13 protein-coding genes are annotated in these 15,758 nt (G+C 50.1%); 4 read left to right on the forward strand and 9 right to left on the reverse strand.

Going from position 1 to position 15,758, the window contains the following annotated elements; all coding sequences use genetic code 11:
- Positions 1–78: 78 nt before the first annotated feature.
- Together G8768_RS08210 and cysK are read right to left on the reverse strand one after the other, a co-directional pair.
- Entirely contained in the window at positions 79–1,356 is a 1,278-nt protein-coding gene (locus tag G8768_RS08210) for a diguanylate cyclase (protein ID WP_166848659.1), read from the reverse strand.
- A 279-nt stretch (positions 1,357–1,635) separates the two neighbouring features.
- Positions 1,636–2,604: a cysteine synthase A gene (cysK, locus tag G8768_RS08215; protein WP_166848653.1), complete on the reverse strand. Its 969-nt coding sequence runs from the start codon at positions 2,602–2,604 to the stop codon at positions 1,636–1,638.
- A 285-nt stretch (positions 2,605–2,889) separates the two neighbouring features.
- Here cysK and G8768_RS08220 point away from each other — a divergent pair, with 285 nt between their 5' ends.
- Positions 2,890–3,507 carry a Yip1 family protein gene (locus G8768_RS08220; protein ID WP_166848647.1) on the forward strand — a complete coding sequence of 206 codons (618 nt, stop codon included), beginning with the start codon at positions 2,890–2,892 and terminating at the stop codon, positions 3,505–3,507.
- 89 nt (positions 3,508–3,596) lie between these two features.
- Here the strand turns inward: G8768_RS08220 and G8768_RS08225 are convergent, their stop codons facing one another.
- Positions 3,597–4,688: an AraC family transcriptional regulator gene (locus tag G8768_RS08225; protein ID WP_166848643.1), complete on the reverse strand. Its 1,092-nt coding sequence runs from the start codon at positions 4,686–4,688 to the stop codon at positions 3,597–3,599.
- A gap of 207 nt (positions 4,689–4,895) precedes the next feature.
- Between G8768_RS08225 and G8768_RS08230 the strand changes: the two genes are divergently transcribed.
- The gene (locus G8768_RS08230; RefSeq protein ID WP_166848638.1) at positions 4,896–5,825 is read left to right on the forward strand and encodes a pyridoxamine 5'-phosphate oxidase family protein; all 930 of its coding nucleotides are present in this window, start codon (positions 4,896–4,898) and stop codon (positions 5,823–5,825) included.
- A gap of 24 nt (positions 5,826–5,849) precedes the next feature.
- On the opposite strand, the gene glpK is transcribed toward G8768_RS08230, so the two are convergent.
- The 3 genes from glpK to G8768_RS08245 form a co-directional block, all read right to left on the reverse strand.
- The gene (gene glpK, locus G8768_RS08235; RefSeq protein ID WP_166848633.1) at positions 5,850–7,331 is read right to left on the reverse strand and encodes a glycerol kinase GlpK; all 1,482 of its coding nucleotides are present in this window, start codon (positions 7,329–7,331) and stop codon (positions 5,850–5,852) included.
- 102 nt (positions 7,332–7,433) lie between these two features.
- Positions 7,434–9,464 carry a M48 family metallopeptidase gene (locus G8768_RS08240; protein WP_166848628.1) on the reverse strand — a complete coding sequence of 677 codons (2,031 nt, stop codon included), beginning with the start codon at positions 9,462–9,464 and terminating at the stop codon, positions 7,434–7,436.
- A 99-nt stretch (positions 9,465–9,563) separates the two neighbouring features.
- Positions 9,564–10,160 carry a LemA family protein gene (locus G8768_RS08245; RefSeq protein ID WP_166848623.1) on the reverse strand — a complete coding sequence of 199 codons (597 nt, stop codon included), beginning with the start codon at positions 10,158–10,160 and terminating at the stop codon, positions 9,564–9,566.
- Positions 10,161–10,625: 465 nt separating this feature from the next.
- Between G8768_RS08245 and G8768_RS08250 the strand changes: the two genes are divergently transcribed.
- Together G8768_RS08250 and G8768_RS08255 are read left to right on the forward strand one after the other, a co-directional pair.
- A complete protein-coding gene (locus tag G8768_RS08250) occupies positions 10,626–11,804 on the forward strand; it encodes a thiolase family protein (RefSeq protein WP_166848618.1) in 1,179 nt (392 codons plus the stop codon).
- A gap of 108 nt (positions 11,805–11,912) precedes the next feature.
- The gene (locus G8768_RS08255) at positions 11,913–12,764 is read left to right on the forward strand and encodes an alpha/beta hydrolase family protein (protein ID WP_166848613.1); all 852 of its coding nucleotides are present in this window, start codon (positions 11,913–11,915) and stop codon (positions 12,762–12,764) included.
- 19 nt (positions 12,765–12,783) lie between these two features.
- On the opposite strand, the gene G8768_RS08260 is transcribed toward G8768_RS08255, so the two are convergent.
- The 3 genes from G8768_RS08260 to G8768_RS08270 all read right to left on the reverse strand — a co-directional run bounded on the left by G8768_RS08260 (position 12,784) and on the right by G8768_RS08270 (position 15,665).
- Positions 12,784–13,149 (reverse strand): VOC family protein, encoded by a 366-nt coding sequence (locus tag G8768_RS08260; protein WP_166848607.1) that lies wholly within the window; start codon positions 13,147–13,149, stop codon positions 12,784–12,786.
- A gap of 246 nt (positions 13,150–13,395) precedes the next feature.
- The gene (sthA, locus tag G8768_RS08265; protein ID WP_306667761.1) at positions 13,396–14,787 is read right to left on the reverse strand and encodes a Si-specific NAD(P)(+) transhydrogenase; all 1,392 of its coding nucleotides are present in this window, start codon (positions 14,785–14,787) and stop codon (positions 13,396–13,398) included.
- Complete coding sequence (locus tag G8768_RS08270) at positions 14,784–15,665, reverse strand: HDOD domain-containing protein (protein WP_243749377.1); 882 nt, start codon at positions 15,663–15,665, stop codon at positions 14,784–14,786. The genes sthA and G8768_RS08270 overlap by 4 nt, the downstream gene beginning before the upstream one ends.
- Positions 15,666–15,758: the final 93 nt, after the last annotated feature.

Here is a 15,758-nt window from a genome sequence, read left to right on the forward strand (position 1 = left end):
AAGGGCGTATAGCCTGGAATGGATTCTAGCTTTGGGGCGCTGACAAACTGTGTCAGTAGGCTGGCGCGTCCGCGTTTATCAGCCGTCTGCCACCATTTCTTCATGTTCAATCACGTCGCCCACCACGCAGTTACGACCGGATTCTTTGGCGCGATAAAGGGCTTGGTCGGCAACTTTTAATTGCGCGTCAATGCTGTCCATATAGAGGTTGGATATGCCAGTGCTGAAGCTGATGGTCAGGGTATTCTGACCAATTTCAATCGGGCTTTTGGAAATCAGCTCACGAACTTTGTCCATTAAGGTACAGGCTTGTTGATTGCTAAGACCTGGCATCAAAACAAAAAATTCTTCTCCGCCCGCACGGGCGACCAGAAAGCGTTCCAGTGCATCGTTGAGCGCTTTTGAGAAGAACTTGAGAACGCCGTCGCCGACATCATGACCGTAGTTGTCATTGATCTTTTTGAAAAAGTCGATATCGAGAACCGCGACCGCTAACGGTGAACTTTCGGTCTTGGCTTGCTTGTGCACACAGCTGGCATTGGTGAAGAAGTAGCGGCGATTATAGGCGCCGGTCAGAAAGTCACGATTGGCGACATTACGGGCTTGCTCAAGATGTTCCATCGCTTCGATGTTGTGCATTACCCGGCACTGGAACTCTTCACGATTAAAGGGCTTATGTAAGAAATCGTTGGCTCCGTTTTTAATAAACTTGGCCGACAGAGCTTCTTCGCCCTGGCCGGATAGGCCAATGATGACCAAATCCGATTTCTCGTATTTATTGCGCAGGTTCCTCACCAGGGTTACACCGTCCATATTGGGCATATGGTAATCGGTGATCAGCATTTTGATGTCGTTTTGCTGCATCAGAATATCGATGGCATCCTGACCGTCCACAGCGGTGTACACCTGAAACAGATAAAGGCGCAACAGATCGCTGATGTACCGCCGGGAGGTGGTGGAATCTTCGGCAACCAGAACCTTAACCTGCTGGTTGCGCCAAATGCGGTTAAGCAAGCCGATGGCGTAACGGTAGGAAAACTGACCTTCTTTGGTGACGTAATCGATGATGCCTTTGCTGAACAAATGCTTGCGGCGTTCTTCATCAAAGCTGGAGGTCAGAACGATGGTAGGAATTTTCTTGCTTAAGGTGTAGTCGACGACTTCGCCGTCTTCAGCATCGGGCAAATGCAGATCGACCAGTGCGGCGAAAATCTGTTCACTTTCGCGCTCGACGATTTCGATGGCTTCGCTATAACTCTGAGCGTATAAGCCGATAAAATCGGATTCTAAATTTACGAAGTAACGCAGCACTTTCATGACGGTGTTGCTGTCTTCGATAATTAGAATTTTCTTCATTGTTGTTCTCTATTGATACACCCCTCCCTGTAGCCTGATTTTGTTACGGCACCTTCCATGGCAACGTCGAATATCTGAGTTAACAGCTGGTTCTTATATGTCGGCCTAATCAACAGATTCTATAGCACAAAATTCAGCATTCAGCACAGTTGAACCATGCTTGTTGTGCAGATGCAGGGGTATCGGGGAGGGCTTTCTGACGTACGGCCAACAGTGGAGGTTTTTTCGGGATTTTTCGGGGGGAGAAAGGCTCCCGGATTTACACCGGGAGCTGGTTGATTATTGTTCGAGTTCTTGCTCGGCAAACTCGCCATCAAACAGTGGACTAGACAAATAGCGCTCGCCGGAATCGGGCAAAATAGCAACGATGACTTTGCCGGCATTTTCCGGTTTTTCCGCCTGACGCAGGGCGGCGGTGAGTGCAGCACCACAGGAAATACCGGCCAGAATCCCTTCTTCTTTCATCAAGCGATGAGCATTGGTCATCGCTTCTTCGTTACTGACGGTTTCAACCTCGTCAATCATTGACAGGTCCAGGTTTCCGGGAATAAAACCGGCACCGATGCCCTGGATTTTATGTGGTGAAGGTGTAGGGTCTTCGCCGGCCAGGGTCTGGCTGATGATTGGAGAGCTTTCAGGCTCGACCGCAACACTGGTAATGGCCTTGCCTGCGGTATTTTTGATATAGCGGCTAATGCCGGTGATGGTGCCGCCGGTGCCCACACCAGCACAGATAACATCCACCTTACCGTAGGTGTCTTTCCAGATTTCCGGGCCTGTGGTTTTCTCGTGAATCTGCGGGTTGGCCGGGTTTTCAAATTGCTGTGGCATCCAGGTGTTGGCAGGATCAGCCTGGCAAATCTCCTCGGCTTTTTCGATGGCGCCCTTCATGCCTTTGGCGCCCGGGGTTAAGACCAGATTGGCGCCGAGAGCCTTAATCAGCTTACGGCGTTCCAGGCTCATGGTGTCCGGCATGGTCAGGGTGAGCGGGTAGCCTCGTGCGGCACAAACAAAGGCCAGTGCGATACCGGTATTGCCACTGGTGGGCTCTACAACGGTCATATTCGGCTTCAGGACGCCATTTTCTTCGGCGGTCCAGATCATATTGGCACCGATTCGGCATTTCACGGAGAAAGCCGGGTTTCTGGACTCGAGTTTTACATACACTTCCTTGTCGGTAATGCGATTCAGACGTACCAGAGGGGTGTTGCCAATGGTTTTTGAGTTATCACTGAAAATATCTTGCATAGTTATGCCCTTTACTAGACCCAAGTTCCAGTCTTCAGATACCCAGAAGAACTACGACTCATGTGGTTAATTTTGATGGTTTTATTCAATCCAATTTCCTGAGGGGGTGCAAGTGAAATCCCCCACATATTAGTTATAGATCATTCATGAAATCTATACTCATAATAATAAAATATAATATTGGATCGGTTTTTAATTTCAAATCCCTATTTGTATGATGGCCAGAAGTCTTTGATACTCTTAATCGAGCCCTACAAGAATAATAGAATGATTAAGGAGTGCTGTATGGCCATTTTGGAACATACTCTTGGAATCCTGCTTCACCCGGATAGCGAATGGAAAGCCATTCGTAATGAACGTCACTCATTTGCACAGGTATTTCTCAGTCACGTGCCGATACTGGCATTAATCCCATGTGTGTCGATGTTTTATGGAGTTACGCAAGTTGGTTGGAGCATTGGCGATGGGGATGCCGTTAAGCTCACGATGGAAAGTGCACTCTGGTTATGTGTTCTGACCTATGTCGCGATGCTGGCAGGTGTATTTGTACTGGGCGAATTCATTAACTGGATGTCAAAAACCTATGGCGTGGCCGATGAGGCTGAGCGCCGCCACTATGAGGGTACAGCCCTCGCTGTTTACATCACCACTCCGGTATTCCTGGCGGGCATCGTTGGCCTGTACCCGGACCCTGTCATCTACTCTGTGGTGCACATCCTGGCGGGCGCCTACGCGGTCTACCTTGTCTATGAAGGTATTCCTATTTTGATGAATATCGATAAAGAGCGTGCCTTCATGTACGCCTCTTCAGTGGTCACCGTTGGGCTGGTGATGTTGGTCATGGTGCGCGTTGGCTCTGTGATTATCTGGGGACTGGGAATCGGCCCGGTATACGTCGATTAGCTGAGTTAGCCAGAACAGAGAATAGAGAATATTAAAGGGCGGTTTTAACCGCCCTTTTTTATGCCCGTTGTTCAGCGCGGTGTGCGGGTTCAGGTTCGATTGGACTTGAGTGTAGGCTTGGCTGTGGACTTGGCTGTAGCGTTGGTAGTGGCAGGCATCTGCTGTCGCCTGAATCGATAAAACGAGGCAATATCTTCAAAACCCAGCTGTTCAGCAATTTCGGCAGCCGATGTGGGGCGCTTCAGAAATTCATGTAGGCGTCGAATGCGTTCCTGTTTTAGCAGGCTTGAAAAACTGCAATCTTCACGTTTGAGCTTGCGATACAGGGAGGATCGACTGAGCTGTAATTCTCTGCACACTATTTCAATATGGGCAAACATCGCCAAATCGTCACTGAGCAAGTTCTGAACCTGATTCTTCCAGGAGCGAGATCGACAGTGCTTGTCGATCTTTGCGGCCTGTTCCTCAATCAGGGATTTTAAATAGGGGTTGGCCGTATCGATACCCTGTTGAAGATCCTCGGGGCGAAAGTAGATGGCATCTTCTTCCTGTGAAAAAAACAGTTGGGAGCAGAGATGCTGTTGGTAGGGCTCAATGTTTTCAGGTTGGCTTCTTTTCAGATGAACCTTCAGAGGTTTCAATGGTTGTTTTGAATAGTATGTTCCCCAAGCCAACAGGGCTGCGAGGCTGCGATCAACCGCTATGGCAGGATAATTTGCCTGCTGAAAAGAGAAGCTCAATTTTACCTGATCATGGCTTATTTCTTTATGCCAGTGCTCCGCTGGATTCAATAGGTGAATATGCTGGCTGAATACTTCGAAGGCATCGTCTAAACGGTCGCATTGAGCCAACCAGTTTGCGAGTAGCCCTTTGGCTTCCGGATTCACTTTGGCGCCAATGTGCAATCCAACGCTGTCTTTTTTAGGGTGTTGTTCTGCCAGTTGCCAGAGTTCACGCATTAAGGATTCATCGAGACGCTCTTCCTGTATCGATTGCCCCGATTGCCAGTGTTGATAAAGTTTCTGAAATTCCTGACTCAAATTGTTCAATTGTGTCGCCTGCAGGTAACCGCGCTGGAGCAGCTCCTGAGCCAGATCAATCACGGCAATGGCAGATACGGTTCGTAAGGGCTGTTCAGCGGTGCTATGTCTTATCTCTTTGGTTTCGTTTACGTTGTTCATGGCAATACTTTCAGGCTTTGACCACTCTCTGTGTTGAAACGAAAAGCCACGGTTTTGCAACCAATGGTTATGGTTGCAAGTGCTGTGCTCAAGCTAGTCTCTGATTTTCCCGTCACGATATGCAATTCGAGGTTAATGATGCTTGAGGAATATACCGTAAACAGTGAAACTGAGTTGAGAAAAATCATAGCAAGCCCGCCGTCGATTATGAATAAGCGTCTGCAAATGGAGCTGGATGATATTTGTCTGGAAATTATCGAACATTCCAGGCTTTATGTCCTGGCCAGTGCTGACAATAAGCGAGCCATAAAGCTCTGTTCGATTGATACGTTAAGCCTGCTGAATATGAAACAGCTCTTCTTGTCGGCGGATATAGCTTCAAAAGATATCGTATCGAATGAGAAGCAGGCCGAATCGAGTGTGAGTCTGTATTTCCTGATGCCGGGTATTGGTCATGGTTTGCGAGTCAATGGAGAAATGCACCTGGAGAAAGAAGGAGCACGAATTGATATCCGCTGCGCTTATTTACATTGTGCCAGAGCCGCTGCTCGCGCAAAGTTGTGGGCTGACCTTGAATCGACAGAGCATCGATATCAAAACGTGAATGTTGAAACAATGCTGCAATACAGTGCCTATTTATTTCTTAAAACCCGAAATAGCCGAGGGCAGGTGGAGCTGTCTCCTCGCGGTGATTTGCCTGGGTTTGTCAAAAATGTTGCGCCCAACAACTTATTTATTCCCGAGCGCCCAGGAAACAAAGTGGCGGTCAGCTTGAGAAACATTCTTCAGGATGAACGTGTAGAGCTGCTGATGTTTTTACCGGGTTCCTGTTCCCTGATGCGGGTTGTGGGGAAAGCTCGGCTCAGTACCGATCCAGAATATCTGGAGATGACGAGAGTGGGGAATAAGCCCCCGAAAGTCGGCATTCTTCTTCGAGACTGTCAGTTCTCAATGATTAACAGTGAAGCGCTTAATGCTTTGCAAAAAGACATGCAAAATGGCTTGTTTACAGTGCCGACGGTCAAAAGTTTTTCAAAAGCGTTTAGCGAACACACCAGTGGGAAGGGTTTGAAAGGCAAGCTGGCGCATATCGTGATTGACGGTGTGGTGAAAAAAGATATGCGCTCGCTTTACTAACAGGAGGTCGTGATAGAAAATGCTCTAGGAACTCCTCACCCGATTAACAGCGTCCTGCCAGCCCTGATAGCGGCGGTCGCGCTCATGTTTGCTTAGCTGAGGATCAAAACGCCGGTCGAGTTGCCACAGCTGGCAGATGTCATCCGTTGATGAAAATACGCCGCCTTGCAGGGCAACCAGATAAGCCGCGCCCAGAGCTGTGGTTTCGACACAGCTCGGACGATCAATGGTTGCGCCGAGAATGTCAGCCAGTTTTTGCAGCACCCAGTTGTTTTTGGTCATGCCGCCGTCAACGCGCAAATTCACGGGCCTTTGTCCATCGGCCTCCATCGCTTTTTGCAGATCTTTGGTTTGATAACAAACCGATTCCAGGCCCGCCGTCACCAATTCTTTGATACCAGTATCTCGTGTTAAACCGAACAAGGCACCACGAGCCTCCGGGTCCCAGTAGGGCGCGCCCAAACCGGTAAAAGCCGGCACCAGATACACGCCGTGATCGCTATCGGTTTGCTTTGCCAGCGCTTCGGTTTCTGCAGCATCGCTGATCAGGTGCAGGCCATCGCGTAACCATTGAATGGCGGCGCCAGCAATAAAAATACTCCCTTCCAGAGCATAATAAGCTTGGCCATTCAGTCGGTAGGCAACGGTTGTGAGCAGTCGATTGTGGGAATCAAGTGCCTGCTCACCGGTGTTCAGCATAAAGAAACAACCGGTGCCGTAGGTGCTTTTTGCCATGCCAGGTTCAAAGCACGCCTGGCCAATCAAAGCCGCTTGCTGGTCGCCAGCGATGCCGAGAATGGGAATCTCTTTACCAAATAGGGAGGGGTTACAGAGGCCGAATTCGGCGGCGCAGTCTTTGACTTCTGGCAGCAGACTTTCGGGAATATCAAACAGCTGCAACAAGTCCTTATCCCAGCACTGTTCGTGAATATTAAACAACATGGTGCGCGAAGCGTTAGTCGCATCGGTAGAATGTTCTTGGCCGTCAGTAAGCTTCCATAATAAAAAACTGTCTACAGTGCCGAAAGCGAGTTGGCCTGCATCCGCTTTGGCGCGGGCACCGGGAATGCTGTCGAGCAGCCAGCGAATTTTACTGGCGGAAAAATAGGGGTCGAGTAATAAACCGGTTTTTTCCTGGATACTTTGCTCATGCCCCTGAGCACGTAACTGTTGGCAATAATCACTGGTGCGACGGTCTTGCCAGACAATAGCATTGGCAATGGGTTCGCCACTTTCACGATCCCATAGAATAGTGGTTTCGCGTTGATTCGTAATGCCGATGCCGAGAAGATCATCGCTGCCAATATTCGCGTCTTTGATGGCCTGTTGGCAGCTGCGCAGGGTACTTTGCCAGATGTCGTTGGCATCGTGCTCAACCCAGCCATTGTTCGGATAGTGCTGGGTGAATTCTTCCTGCCCGGTGGCAATCGGTTGGCCTTTTATATCAAACACAATGGCACGAGAAGAGGTCGTGCCCTGGTCGATGGCGAGAATATAATTTGGCACCCTGTGCTCCTTTTTATTATCGAGGTCCGCTTAATACCGAGGTTCCGCCAAGTGGTTATCAATTGACGGTTGCACTGCTTACCGTTGTGCTATCAGCAGAGCTTAAACCAGTTTTTGTCCTTTCAATAGTGGCGGAATCGGGCAATCCAGACTGTCGGCAATAGCGCGGAACAATTCTGCTTCGGTGGCGGTGACTTCACCATCGTGATTGATGCTGGCCGCCATGGCTTTCAGTAAACGCGGCTTGTCCAGCGGACGTAACAGGTTCAATTGTTCCAGAGCTTTGTCCAAAAGCTGCAGGTTAATCTGTGCTTCGGGCAGAAGACCTACGGCGGGAATATCCAGCTCTTTGGCGGCGGCGGAGTATGCACGCAAGGCTTCTTGTTCATCATCATGTCCGGCACGGGCCATAACGCTGATCAACAACTGACAAGCGCCCTGGGTTTGCTTTAATTTGTAACGGCTGAGACTGTCGCGCTGTGGCTCAAGGCCGTGGCAGACAATGCGATACAGTGCCCATTCAAAAATATCCACGTGCTTGTCAGCGCGGATCAGAATGATCATATTGCGTTTGAAAATCTGGTATTGCTGGGGCGATTGTTGCTTCAATGCCGGTAAACACAGATCCAAAATCGGTAGATGCAAGTGGCGATCAAGGCGGGGCAGTTCCTCGAGAATTTTTTCCAGTGCTTTGAAACTGGCCGGATGGGCTTTTTCTTTGAGCTGTTGCAGTTGTGCTGCTTGTACACTGGGGTCAGCATCCAGCAACAAACCGTAAACCAACGCACGGGCGGAGAAAGGCTCATGGGCTGCTTCGCGAATGGAATCGGGTATTTCCGCCAGTGTATTTTGAGCTTCGGCAACATGTTCCTCAGACAGGACACCAATGCAATCCATAGCGCTGGCGCCGGCAATACTGGATTGAGTTTGTTGTGTCTGTTGATGTGCGGAGCTTTTACCAGCGGGGCCTGCACCTACAGAACTTCCACCTAAAGAGCTTCCACCGCCCTGGCCGATGGCAGCGCCAACCGCAACCGCGGCACCCAACATGGCTTTGCGTTTGTCTTCAGTATCGTCGCTGGAATCAAAGTCTTCTTCAACACTACGACCATAATCGAGAGTCGGCAGACTGCCATCCCAATTGGGTTCAACGCGACGAATGCGATCTTCCAGAGGCGGGTGAGTGGCCATCATGCCGCCGAAGGCCATTTTTACACCCTGGCCAAAAAACATATGGCTGAATTCCGGAGCGTGTTCATTTTGAAGCAGTGAGCCCTGACTGTGAGCCGCAATCTTTTTAAGGGCGCCAGAAATGCCGAACGGGTTACGGGTGTATTGCACCGCCGAAGAATCGGCAAGGTATTCCCTCTGGCGACTTACCGCGGCTTTGATCAGATTGCCAAAAAAGGTGCCGGAGTAACCGATCACCATTAAACCGAGGCCCAGCGCCAGAAAGGGCAGGCCGTTATTTCGTCGATCACTGCCGCCGCTAAAGGCTGCGGTACGCATTAAATAGTAGCCGGCAATACCGATCAGCAAGATGCCGTGCAGAATGCCCACCAGGCGAATATTCAAACGCATATCGCCGTGAAGGATATGGCTGAATTCGTGCGCAATAACGCCCTGCAGTTCTTCCCGGTTGAGCAATTGAATACAGCCGCGAGTGATGCCGATGACGGCATCCTGGCCTTTATAGCCAGCAGCAAAAGCGTTAATGCTGTCGTCGTCAATGAGGTAGACCGGAGGCACGGCGGTACCGCCAGCAATGGCCATTTCTTCGACCACATTGAGAATTTTGCGCTCGTCGGCATCGCGGGTTTGAATGTTCAGCAAACGTCCGCCCATGGCTTCGGCGACGACTTTACCGCCGGAACTCAATTGGCTGAGTTTGTATAAACTGCCCAGGCTGACCACGGCCAGAACACCCAGGCCGACACTTACGATAAACTCAAGGTTTGCCGTATTGAGCATGTGTTGAACAATGCTCTCATCGGTTTGCAATCTGCCGTAGTTCAGCAGAAAGACAACCAGGACGATGGTGATGGCGATCAGGCTCAGCACGGCGAGTAACAATAACAGCACCAGTTTTTTGGTGTTGCGGCGGGCTCGATCTTGATGCTCAAAAAAGTTCATTGTCAGGCTTTTCAGTGTTGATTGTGGTTGGTAATGGCTTGGGCTTAGGAGGTCTGACTTGGCAGACAAAGACGGGCCGCGAATGGCGGCCCGGATCGATTAGAAGGAGACTTTTGGAGCGGCCTGAATTTCAGCGCTGTCCTCAAATTCCAACAGACTGGCATCGGGACCGTGACCAAAGGTGGCGGCCAGCAACACAGGTGGGAAAGTCTGTTTATAGGTGTTGTAGGCTGTCACGGCATCGTTAAAGGCCTGACGTGCGAAAGCCACTTTGTTTTCGGTGCTGGTTAGCTCTTCAGAGACCTGCATCATGTTTTCGTTGGCTTTCAGGTCCGGATAGGCTTCCATTACTACGCTCAGTTTGCCCAGAGCGCCACTCAGTGCACCCTCAGCACCCGCCAGATTGCCCATTGCTGCCACATCGCCAGGATTGGCAGAAGCGGCCTGCAGGCCTCCCATGGCTTCGTTACGCGCTTTGATAACGGCTTCCAGGGTTTCACTTTCGTGTTTCATGTAGGCTTTGGCGGTTTCCACCAGATTGGGAATCAGATCGTAGCGGCGCTTCAGTTGAACCTCGATTTGGGAAAAGCCGTTTTCATAACGGTTTTTCAGGCTCACCAGATTATTGTAAATACCGATGACGTAGAAAATCAGGCCAGCGATAACAACTAAAAAGATAATGGTTGAGATATCCATATAAGGTCCCTAATTAATGGTCGAAAAGTCATGGGGGCTTTCGGGTTGAGCCGCCCCGGTACCTATTAGACGAGGGTAATAGGCCCTTTTGAAAATTGCGTGTCAGTCTAGCACCGCTCATTGATGAGATGAAATTGTCTCTTGTTAATATTTGAAATTGCTTAAAAAACACCCGTTATCGGGGCTTTGATGCCTGAGATGTCTCCATGGGCAGTAGAGTGAAGGGCTGGGCTTGGTTATAATCCCGGTCTGCTTTACGTTAACGTAAAGCCAGATCTGGTTGAATGATCGCCAGATCGTCCATAGTACGGACTAGGGGCCCTTATGCGGCCATTCTGTCAACCAGGGTAGCCGGCTGCCAAGAACATCCACAATCAAAAGCCCGCACCTTGGATGCACCGCCATTGTCCCATTGGCCGAGATTGCCAAAACCTGGGGCAGTGCTTAACAGAGTTGGAGTCAACAATGTCAGATCCAGTAGTAATTGTAGGTATGTCACGCACCCCGATGGGTGGCATGCAAGGTTCTTTAAGTGCTATGAGCGCCCCGGATTTGGGGGCAAAGGCCATCGCCGGTGCTTTGGCGGAAGCCAAGGTTGATGCGGCCGATGTGAGCGAAGTTTTGATGGGCTGTGTATTGCCCGCGGGTCTGGGGCAGGCGCCTGCTCGCCAGGCTTCATTGGGTGCTGGTGTTCCTAACCATGTACCGTGTACCACCGTGAACAAGGTGTGTGGTTCCGGCATGAAAACCCTGATGATGGCACACGATGCCATTGCATTGGGCGATGCCGATATCGTAGTCGCCGGTGGCATGGAAAGCATGAGTAATGCGCCTTACATTTTGCCTCAGGCGCGTTCAGGCTATCGTTTGGGCGACGGTGAGGTGAAAGACCATATGTTTCTGGACGGCCTGCGTGATGCGTATCAGGGCAATCTGATGGGCGAGTTTGCCGAAGCGTGTGCGGGCAAATACACCTTCAGCCGTGAAGAACAGGATGCTTACGCCATTGAATCTCTGCGTCGTGCCAATGCCGCGATTGCCGAAGGTAAGTTCACCCGCGAAATTACCCCGGTAACCGTAAAAACCCGTCGCAGCGAAACGGTTGTGGAAATCGATGAGCAGCCAGGCAATGCCAAGCCCGAGAAGATTCCAACTCTGCGTCCGGCCTTTGCCAAAGACGGCACGGTTACTGCCGCTAATGCCAGCTCCATTTCCGATGGTGCCGCAGCTCTGGTACTGATGCGTCAGTCTGAAGCTGAAAAGCGCGGCTTAAAGCCACTGGCAGCGATTCGTGCACACACTCAAAATGCCCATGAGCCAGAGTGGTTCACTACGGCTCCGGTTGGTGCCATGAAGAAGCTTCTGGAAAAAGCCGCTTGGTCCAAAGATGATGTTGATCTGTTTGAAATCAACGAAGCGTTTGCCGTTGTTGCAATGGCGGCCATGAAAGAGCTGGATCTGGATCACGGTAAAGTAAACGTACATGGTGGCGCAACGGCTCTGGGTCACCCGCTGGGTACATCCGGTGCTCGTATCGTGGTTACCCTGCTGGCCGCTTTGGAAACCTACGGTAAGAGCAAAGGTGTTGCCAGCCTGTGTATCGGTGGTGGTGAAGCGACGGCGATTGCCATTGAGCGATTGTAAGTAAAGGAAAGGCTTTGCTTTTCTTCTTAAAAAGGCGGCTACTTTAGCCGCCTTTTTTGTATTCAGGTTGGTGTTCAGGAAAAATAAAGGCGTCACATGACAGGCAATATGGAACCCAGAGTAGAGCATAAATCACTGCGGTGTGCAGACGGCTACCTTTTAAAATACAGCCACTATCACAGTACAGAGTCTAAGGCGGTTGTTATTTTTGCCAGCGCGCTTGGCGTATCCCGGCAATATTATCACCGACTGGCCGTGTATCTGTGCCAGCAAGGCTATGACTGCTTCAGCTTTGATTATCGAGGGACTGGTGAGCAGGACGCACCTTTGGCAAAAGACGCTGCAATTGAGCATTGGGGGCAGCGGGATATCGAAGCGATGATTCAGCAGGCTTTGAATCTTAATCTGTCCGTGCATTTTATTGGGCACAGTATCGGCGGACAATTACTGGGTTTGGCGCCCTCGGCAAGCAAACTCCGTTCGGTGATGTTGGTTGCGGCTTCCGCGCCTTACTGGAAGCGTTGGGAAGGTAGTGAGCGTTTGAAGCTTCTCTTTCTGAGCTATGTTTTGATCCCGGTGTTGGGCGCTTTGAAAGATCCTTTCCCGATTGCCGCTTTGGGACTGGGAAACATTCGTATGCCCAGTCGTTTTATTAAACGTTGGGCCGAGTGGATGCGGGAACCGGATTATTTACTGGCCCCGATGTTCAAACTCGATCGTAGTGGTTATGAAAATATTAGTTGCCGTTTGTGGACGTTGGGTTTTCGCGATGATGAATTGGCCCCCGAGATAAACATCCGTCATTTGTCGGGGTTTTATTCCAAGGCTAAGGTTTCTTTGGATATGCTGGATCCAGCACAAGAGGGTTTGTCTCACATCGGGCACAATGGTTTGTTCCACAAGCGTTCAGAAGAGGCGTTGTGGCCGAAGGTTCTTAATTATTTGTCCGAAATTGATTAATCCTTTTGTTCAGGTGGAATCAGGCTTGCCATTTTAATTCGTAAATATTGCCGTCGGGCCCTCTGAAATGTGCCCATCGGCTTCGTTCGTTACTGCCACCAATCCCACCGATAAATTCAATGCCATTACTCTCAAGCTCTTTTTTGGCCGCCTCAATATCATCGACTTGAAAGCCGGCGACAGGTGCGGAGCTAAAATGAGGGTATTCATTGCGTTCAGCATCAAACAGTTCGAAGGCATCGCCATTGTCGGCCTGAAACATCACAAAACCATCGGATTCGCTGACAAGTTCGAGGCCCAGATGCTCACCGTAAAACCGTTTCATCTCTTCAAATTTATCGGTTTTTACGCCCAGCCAGGACAAGCCGGTACACTTTGCTGGCATATGTTATCTCCCGTGTTCACTCCCGGTTAAGAGGAATCATTGTGTTCAAGTAAAACACAGAGCGGTGATTTTATCGACGGGATTGCGATTTCCCATTCAATGAGGAAATGCTTGCGCGAATTCGCAAGACAAACAGTACAAGGTAGAAAGCGCTGTCGATTACGGCGAAGTGTTTACCATCAGAGGGAAGCTGGCAAGAAAATAACAACAAGCGATTCGGGGCGGTGCGCCCGACAAATCGCCTGCTTATGAGCGTCTGGAAATCGCATCCAGTGCCGCAACGCGATACGCTTCGGCAAGCGTTGGGAAGTTAAAGATACTATCGACCAGGGCATCAACCTTCATTTCATTCATAATGGCCATCATGCCGATATGAACCAGTTCGGTGGCGCCTTCCCCGACAATCATTGTTCCGACGATTTTTTCACCTTTATCATCGCAAATAAGTTTCAGCATACCCTGGGTATTGCCTGAAATCTGCCCACGGGCGATTTCATCAAAATTGGCTCGACCGACGACGGAACCTCCAAACTTTTTAATCGCTTGATCTTCATTCAAGCCTACCGCAGATAATTCCGGAATGGCGTAGATGCCGGACGGAATCATGTCGTGCATGCTGCTGACTTCGACATCCATGGCTCGACTGGCCGCACGCCGACCCTGTTCCATAGATGATGAAGCCAATGATGGTGGGCCAATAATGTCACCCGCGGCAAAAATATTAGGTACGGATGTACGCATATCTTCATCGACAGTAATCAAGCCACGATCATTTAAACTCAGGCCGGCGTTTTCAATGTTCAGATTTTTCACATTGGCAATACGACCGGCTGCGCAAAGTAACTTTTGGCTGCGCACAATGGTGCCGTCGTTACATTCGGTGGTGACTTCAGATATGCCGTCCCAACTGACGTGTTCCACTTCCCGTTCACCCAGCCAAGTGCCGCCCATGCCTTCAAACACTTCCACAAAGGTGTCACACAAATCCTGATCGAGAAAACCCAGAGGTTTGGGGTATTTGTCAATCATAGTGACCTGCACGCCCAGCGCCTGGAAAATTGACGCGTACTCGCTGGCGATTACACCACCGCCCAATACGGTCAGGCTTTTGGGTAAATACAGCAATGATAAAATTGAGTCACTGTCGAGCACGTTCTCGTGATCGATCGGCATATTCGGAGGATTGCGAGGGTAGGAACCCGTTGCCAGAATAACGGTTTCGCAGCGAACCGTCAGGGGCTCGGCCTGAACTCGGTCGATGCGTATGGTTTCATTGTCAACAAAACTGGCGCGACCTTGGATGCGCTCAATTCCATTGCGATCAATTTGTCGGGACATGTACATGTCGTGTGCCACTAACACATCGTTTAATCGTGTGATCAGGGCCGACATTTCCAGATCTTCCGTCAGCTTGAAATCAGCCAGTGAGGCATTTTGCCTCATGTGGCTGATGCGCAAAGCGTTTTCACGCAGAGTTTTCGACGGAATGGTGCCGCGGTGCACACAGGCACCGCCGAATAAATTATCGCGTTCCACCAGGGCGACACGCTTGCCCGCCTTGGCACCCTGAACAGCTGCTTTTTGTCCGGCTGGACCACTACCGACGACCAGCATGTCATAGTCGTAGGCCATACTCATAGAGACATCTCCTCCACACTGGCTTTCACAGCATCTGTTTTTTCCAGCAAGTCTTCAATTTCATCGGCGTATAAATTGAGATCGCCCAGTACTTCGAGTTCGACAAGTTGTCCTTTTGTCATGTCTTCCGGGCGTAACATATGAGTTGCAAAAGCGGCGGCGGCTCGAGCGTTGGCGATTTGCCCGGTCGCATTTGGTGCCGCATGATAATCGTGATAATAATTCACCACTTCTTTAATCAGATCCGGCATGCCCCAGGTTGTGAGAACCTGCATGGCAATTTTCTGATGGTAGAGATCTTCTACTTTGAAAACTTCGGCTTCCTGAATTTCCAAACCTTTTTTCTGGCTGAGATCCAAAATGGTTTGTACGGCAACCGGACGGCCAATGGAATGCAGTAAACCGCATAAAAAACTGCTTTCCACATTGCGCCGACACGTGCGTGAAATTTCTTTGGCCCATAGGGCTGAAGCCAAAGCGTGTTTCCATATGTAGGCAATATGTTGTTCATACCCTGGGGTATGAAACATTTTTGTACCAATCGATGCAGCGACGGCAATTTCACTGATCAAGCCCATACCCAAACGGGCAATAGCCTGCTGCAGAGAAACCAGTGACGCGCTGGGAGTGTACGCTGCGGAGTTGGCGATACGCATGACATGGGCGGCAAGAGATTGGTCGCCGGTAATCAGCTGGGCCATCTGATTGGCATCGGATTCAGGATCTTGGGCGAGGGTAACTGCCTTGTTGGCCACTTCGGGCAACATGGGCACCTCGATATTTTCCTCTTTAATCAGAGTTTCGAGCAGTGGCGTCAAAATCTGAGTTTTTACATCCATTTCGGTAACCTGTGACGTAGTGTTGGCATTGCTGGGCATAAACGGTAGCTCGTGTTTAAGTGTAGTCCAGTCTTCAGAAAAGACAGGTGCAAAAAACCTGTCTGATCAAAGGAATTGCAGCGTATAGGTGCT

Origin of the sequence: Pseudoteredinibacter isoporae (assembly GCF_011602085.1) — a bacterium.
GTDB lineage: Bacteria > Pseudomonadota > Gammaproteobacteria > Pseudomonadales > Cellvibrionaceae > Pseudoteredinibacter > Pseudoteredinibacter isoporae.

Coding starts and splice junctions, on each gene's coding strand:
- G8768_RS08255 (WP_166848613.1), top strand. CDS start 11,913: ATGGAACCCAGAGTAGAGCATAAATCACTGCGGTGTGCAGACGGCTAC.
- G8768_RS08240 (WP_166848628.1), bottom strand. CDS start 9,464: ATGAACTTTTTTGAGCATCAAGATCGAGCCCGCCGCAACACCAAAAAA.
- sthA (WP_306667761.1), bottom strand. CDS start 14,787: ATGAGTATGGCCTACGACTATGACATGCTGGTCGTCGGTAGTGGTCCA.
- G8768_RS08245 (WP_166848623.1), bottom strand. CDS start 10,160: ATGGATATCTCAACCATTATCTTTTTAGTTGTTATCGCTGGCCTGATT.
- G8768_RS08210 (WP_166848659.1), bottom strand. CDS start 1,356: ATGAAGAAAATTCTAATTATCGAAGACAGCAACACCGTCATGAAAGTG.
- cysK (WP_166848653.1), bottom strand. CDS start 2,604: ATGCAAGATATTTTCAGTGATAACTCAAAAACCATTGGCAACACCCCT.
- G8768_RS08250 (WP_166848618.1), top strand. CDS start 10,626: ATGTCAGATCCAGTAGTAATTGTAGGTATGTCACGCACCCCGATGGGT.
- G8768_RS08220 (WP_166848647.1), top strand. CDS start 2,890: ATGGCCATTTTGGAACATACTCTTGGAATCCTGCTTCACCCGGATAGC.
- G8768_RS08225 (WP_166848643.1), bottom strand. CDS start 4,688: ATGAACAACGTAAACGAAACCAAAGAGATAAGACATAGCACCGCTGAA.
- G8768_RS08230 (WP_166848638.1), top strand. CDS start 4,896: ATGAATAAGCGTCTGCAAATGGAGCTGGATGATATTTGTCTGGAAATT.
- G8768_RS08260 (WP_166848607.1), bottom strand. CDS start 13,149: ATGCCAGCAAAGTGTACCGGCTTGTCCTGGCTGGGCGTAAAAACCGAT.
- G8768_RS08270 (WP_243749377.1), bottom strand. CDS start 15,665: ATGCCCAGCAATGCCAACACTACGTCACAGGTTACCGAAATGGATGTA.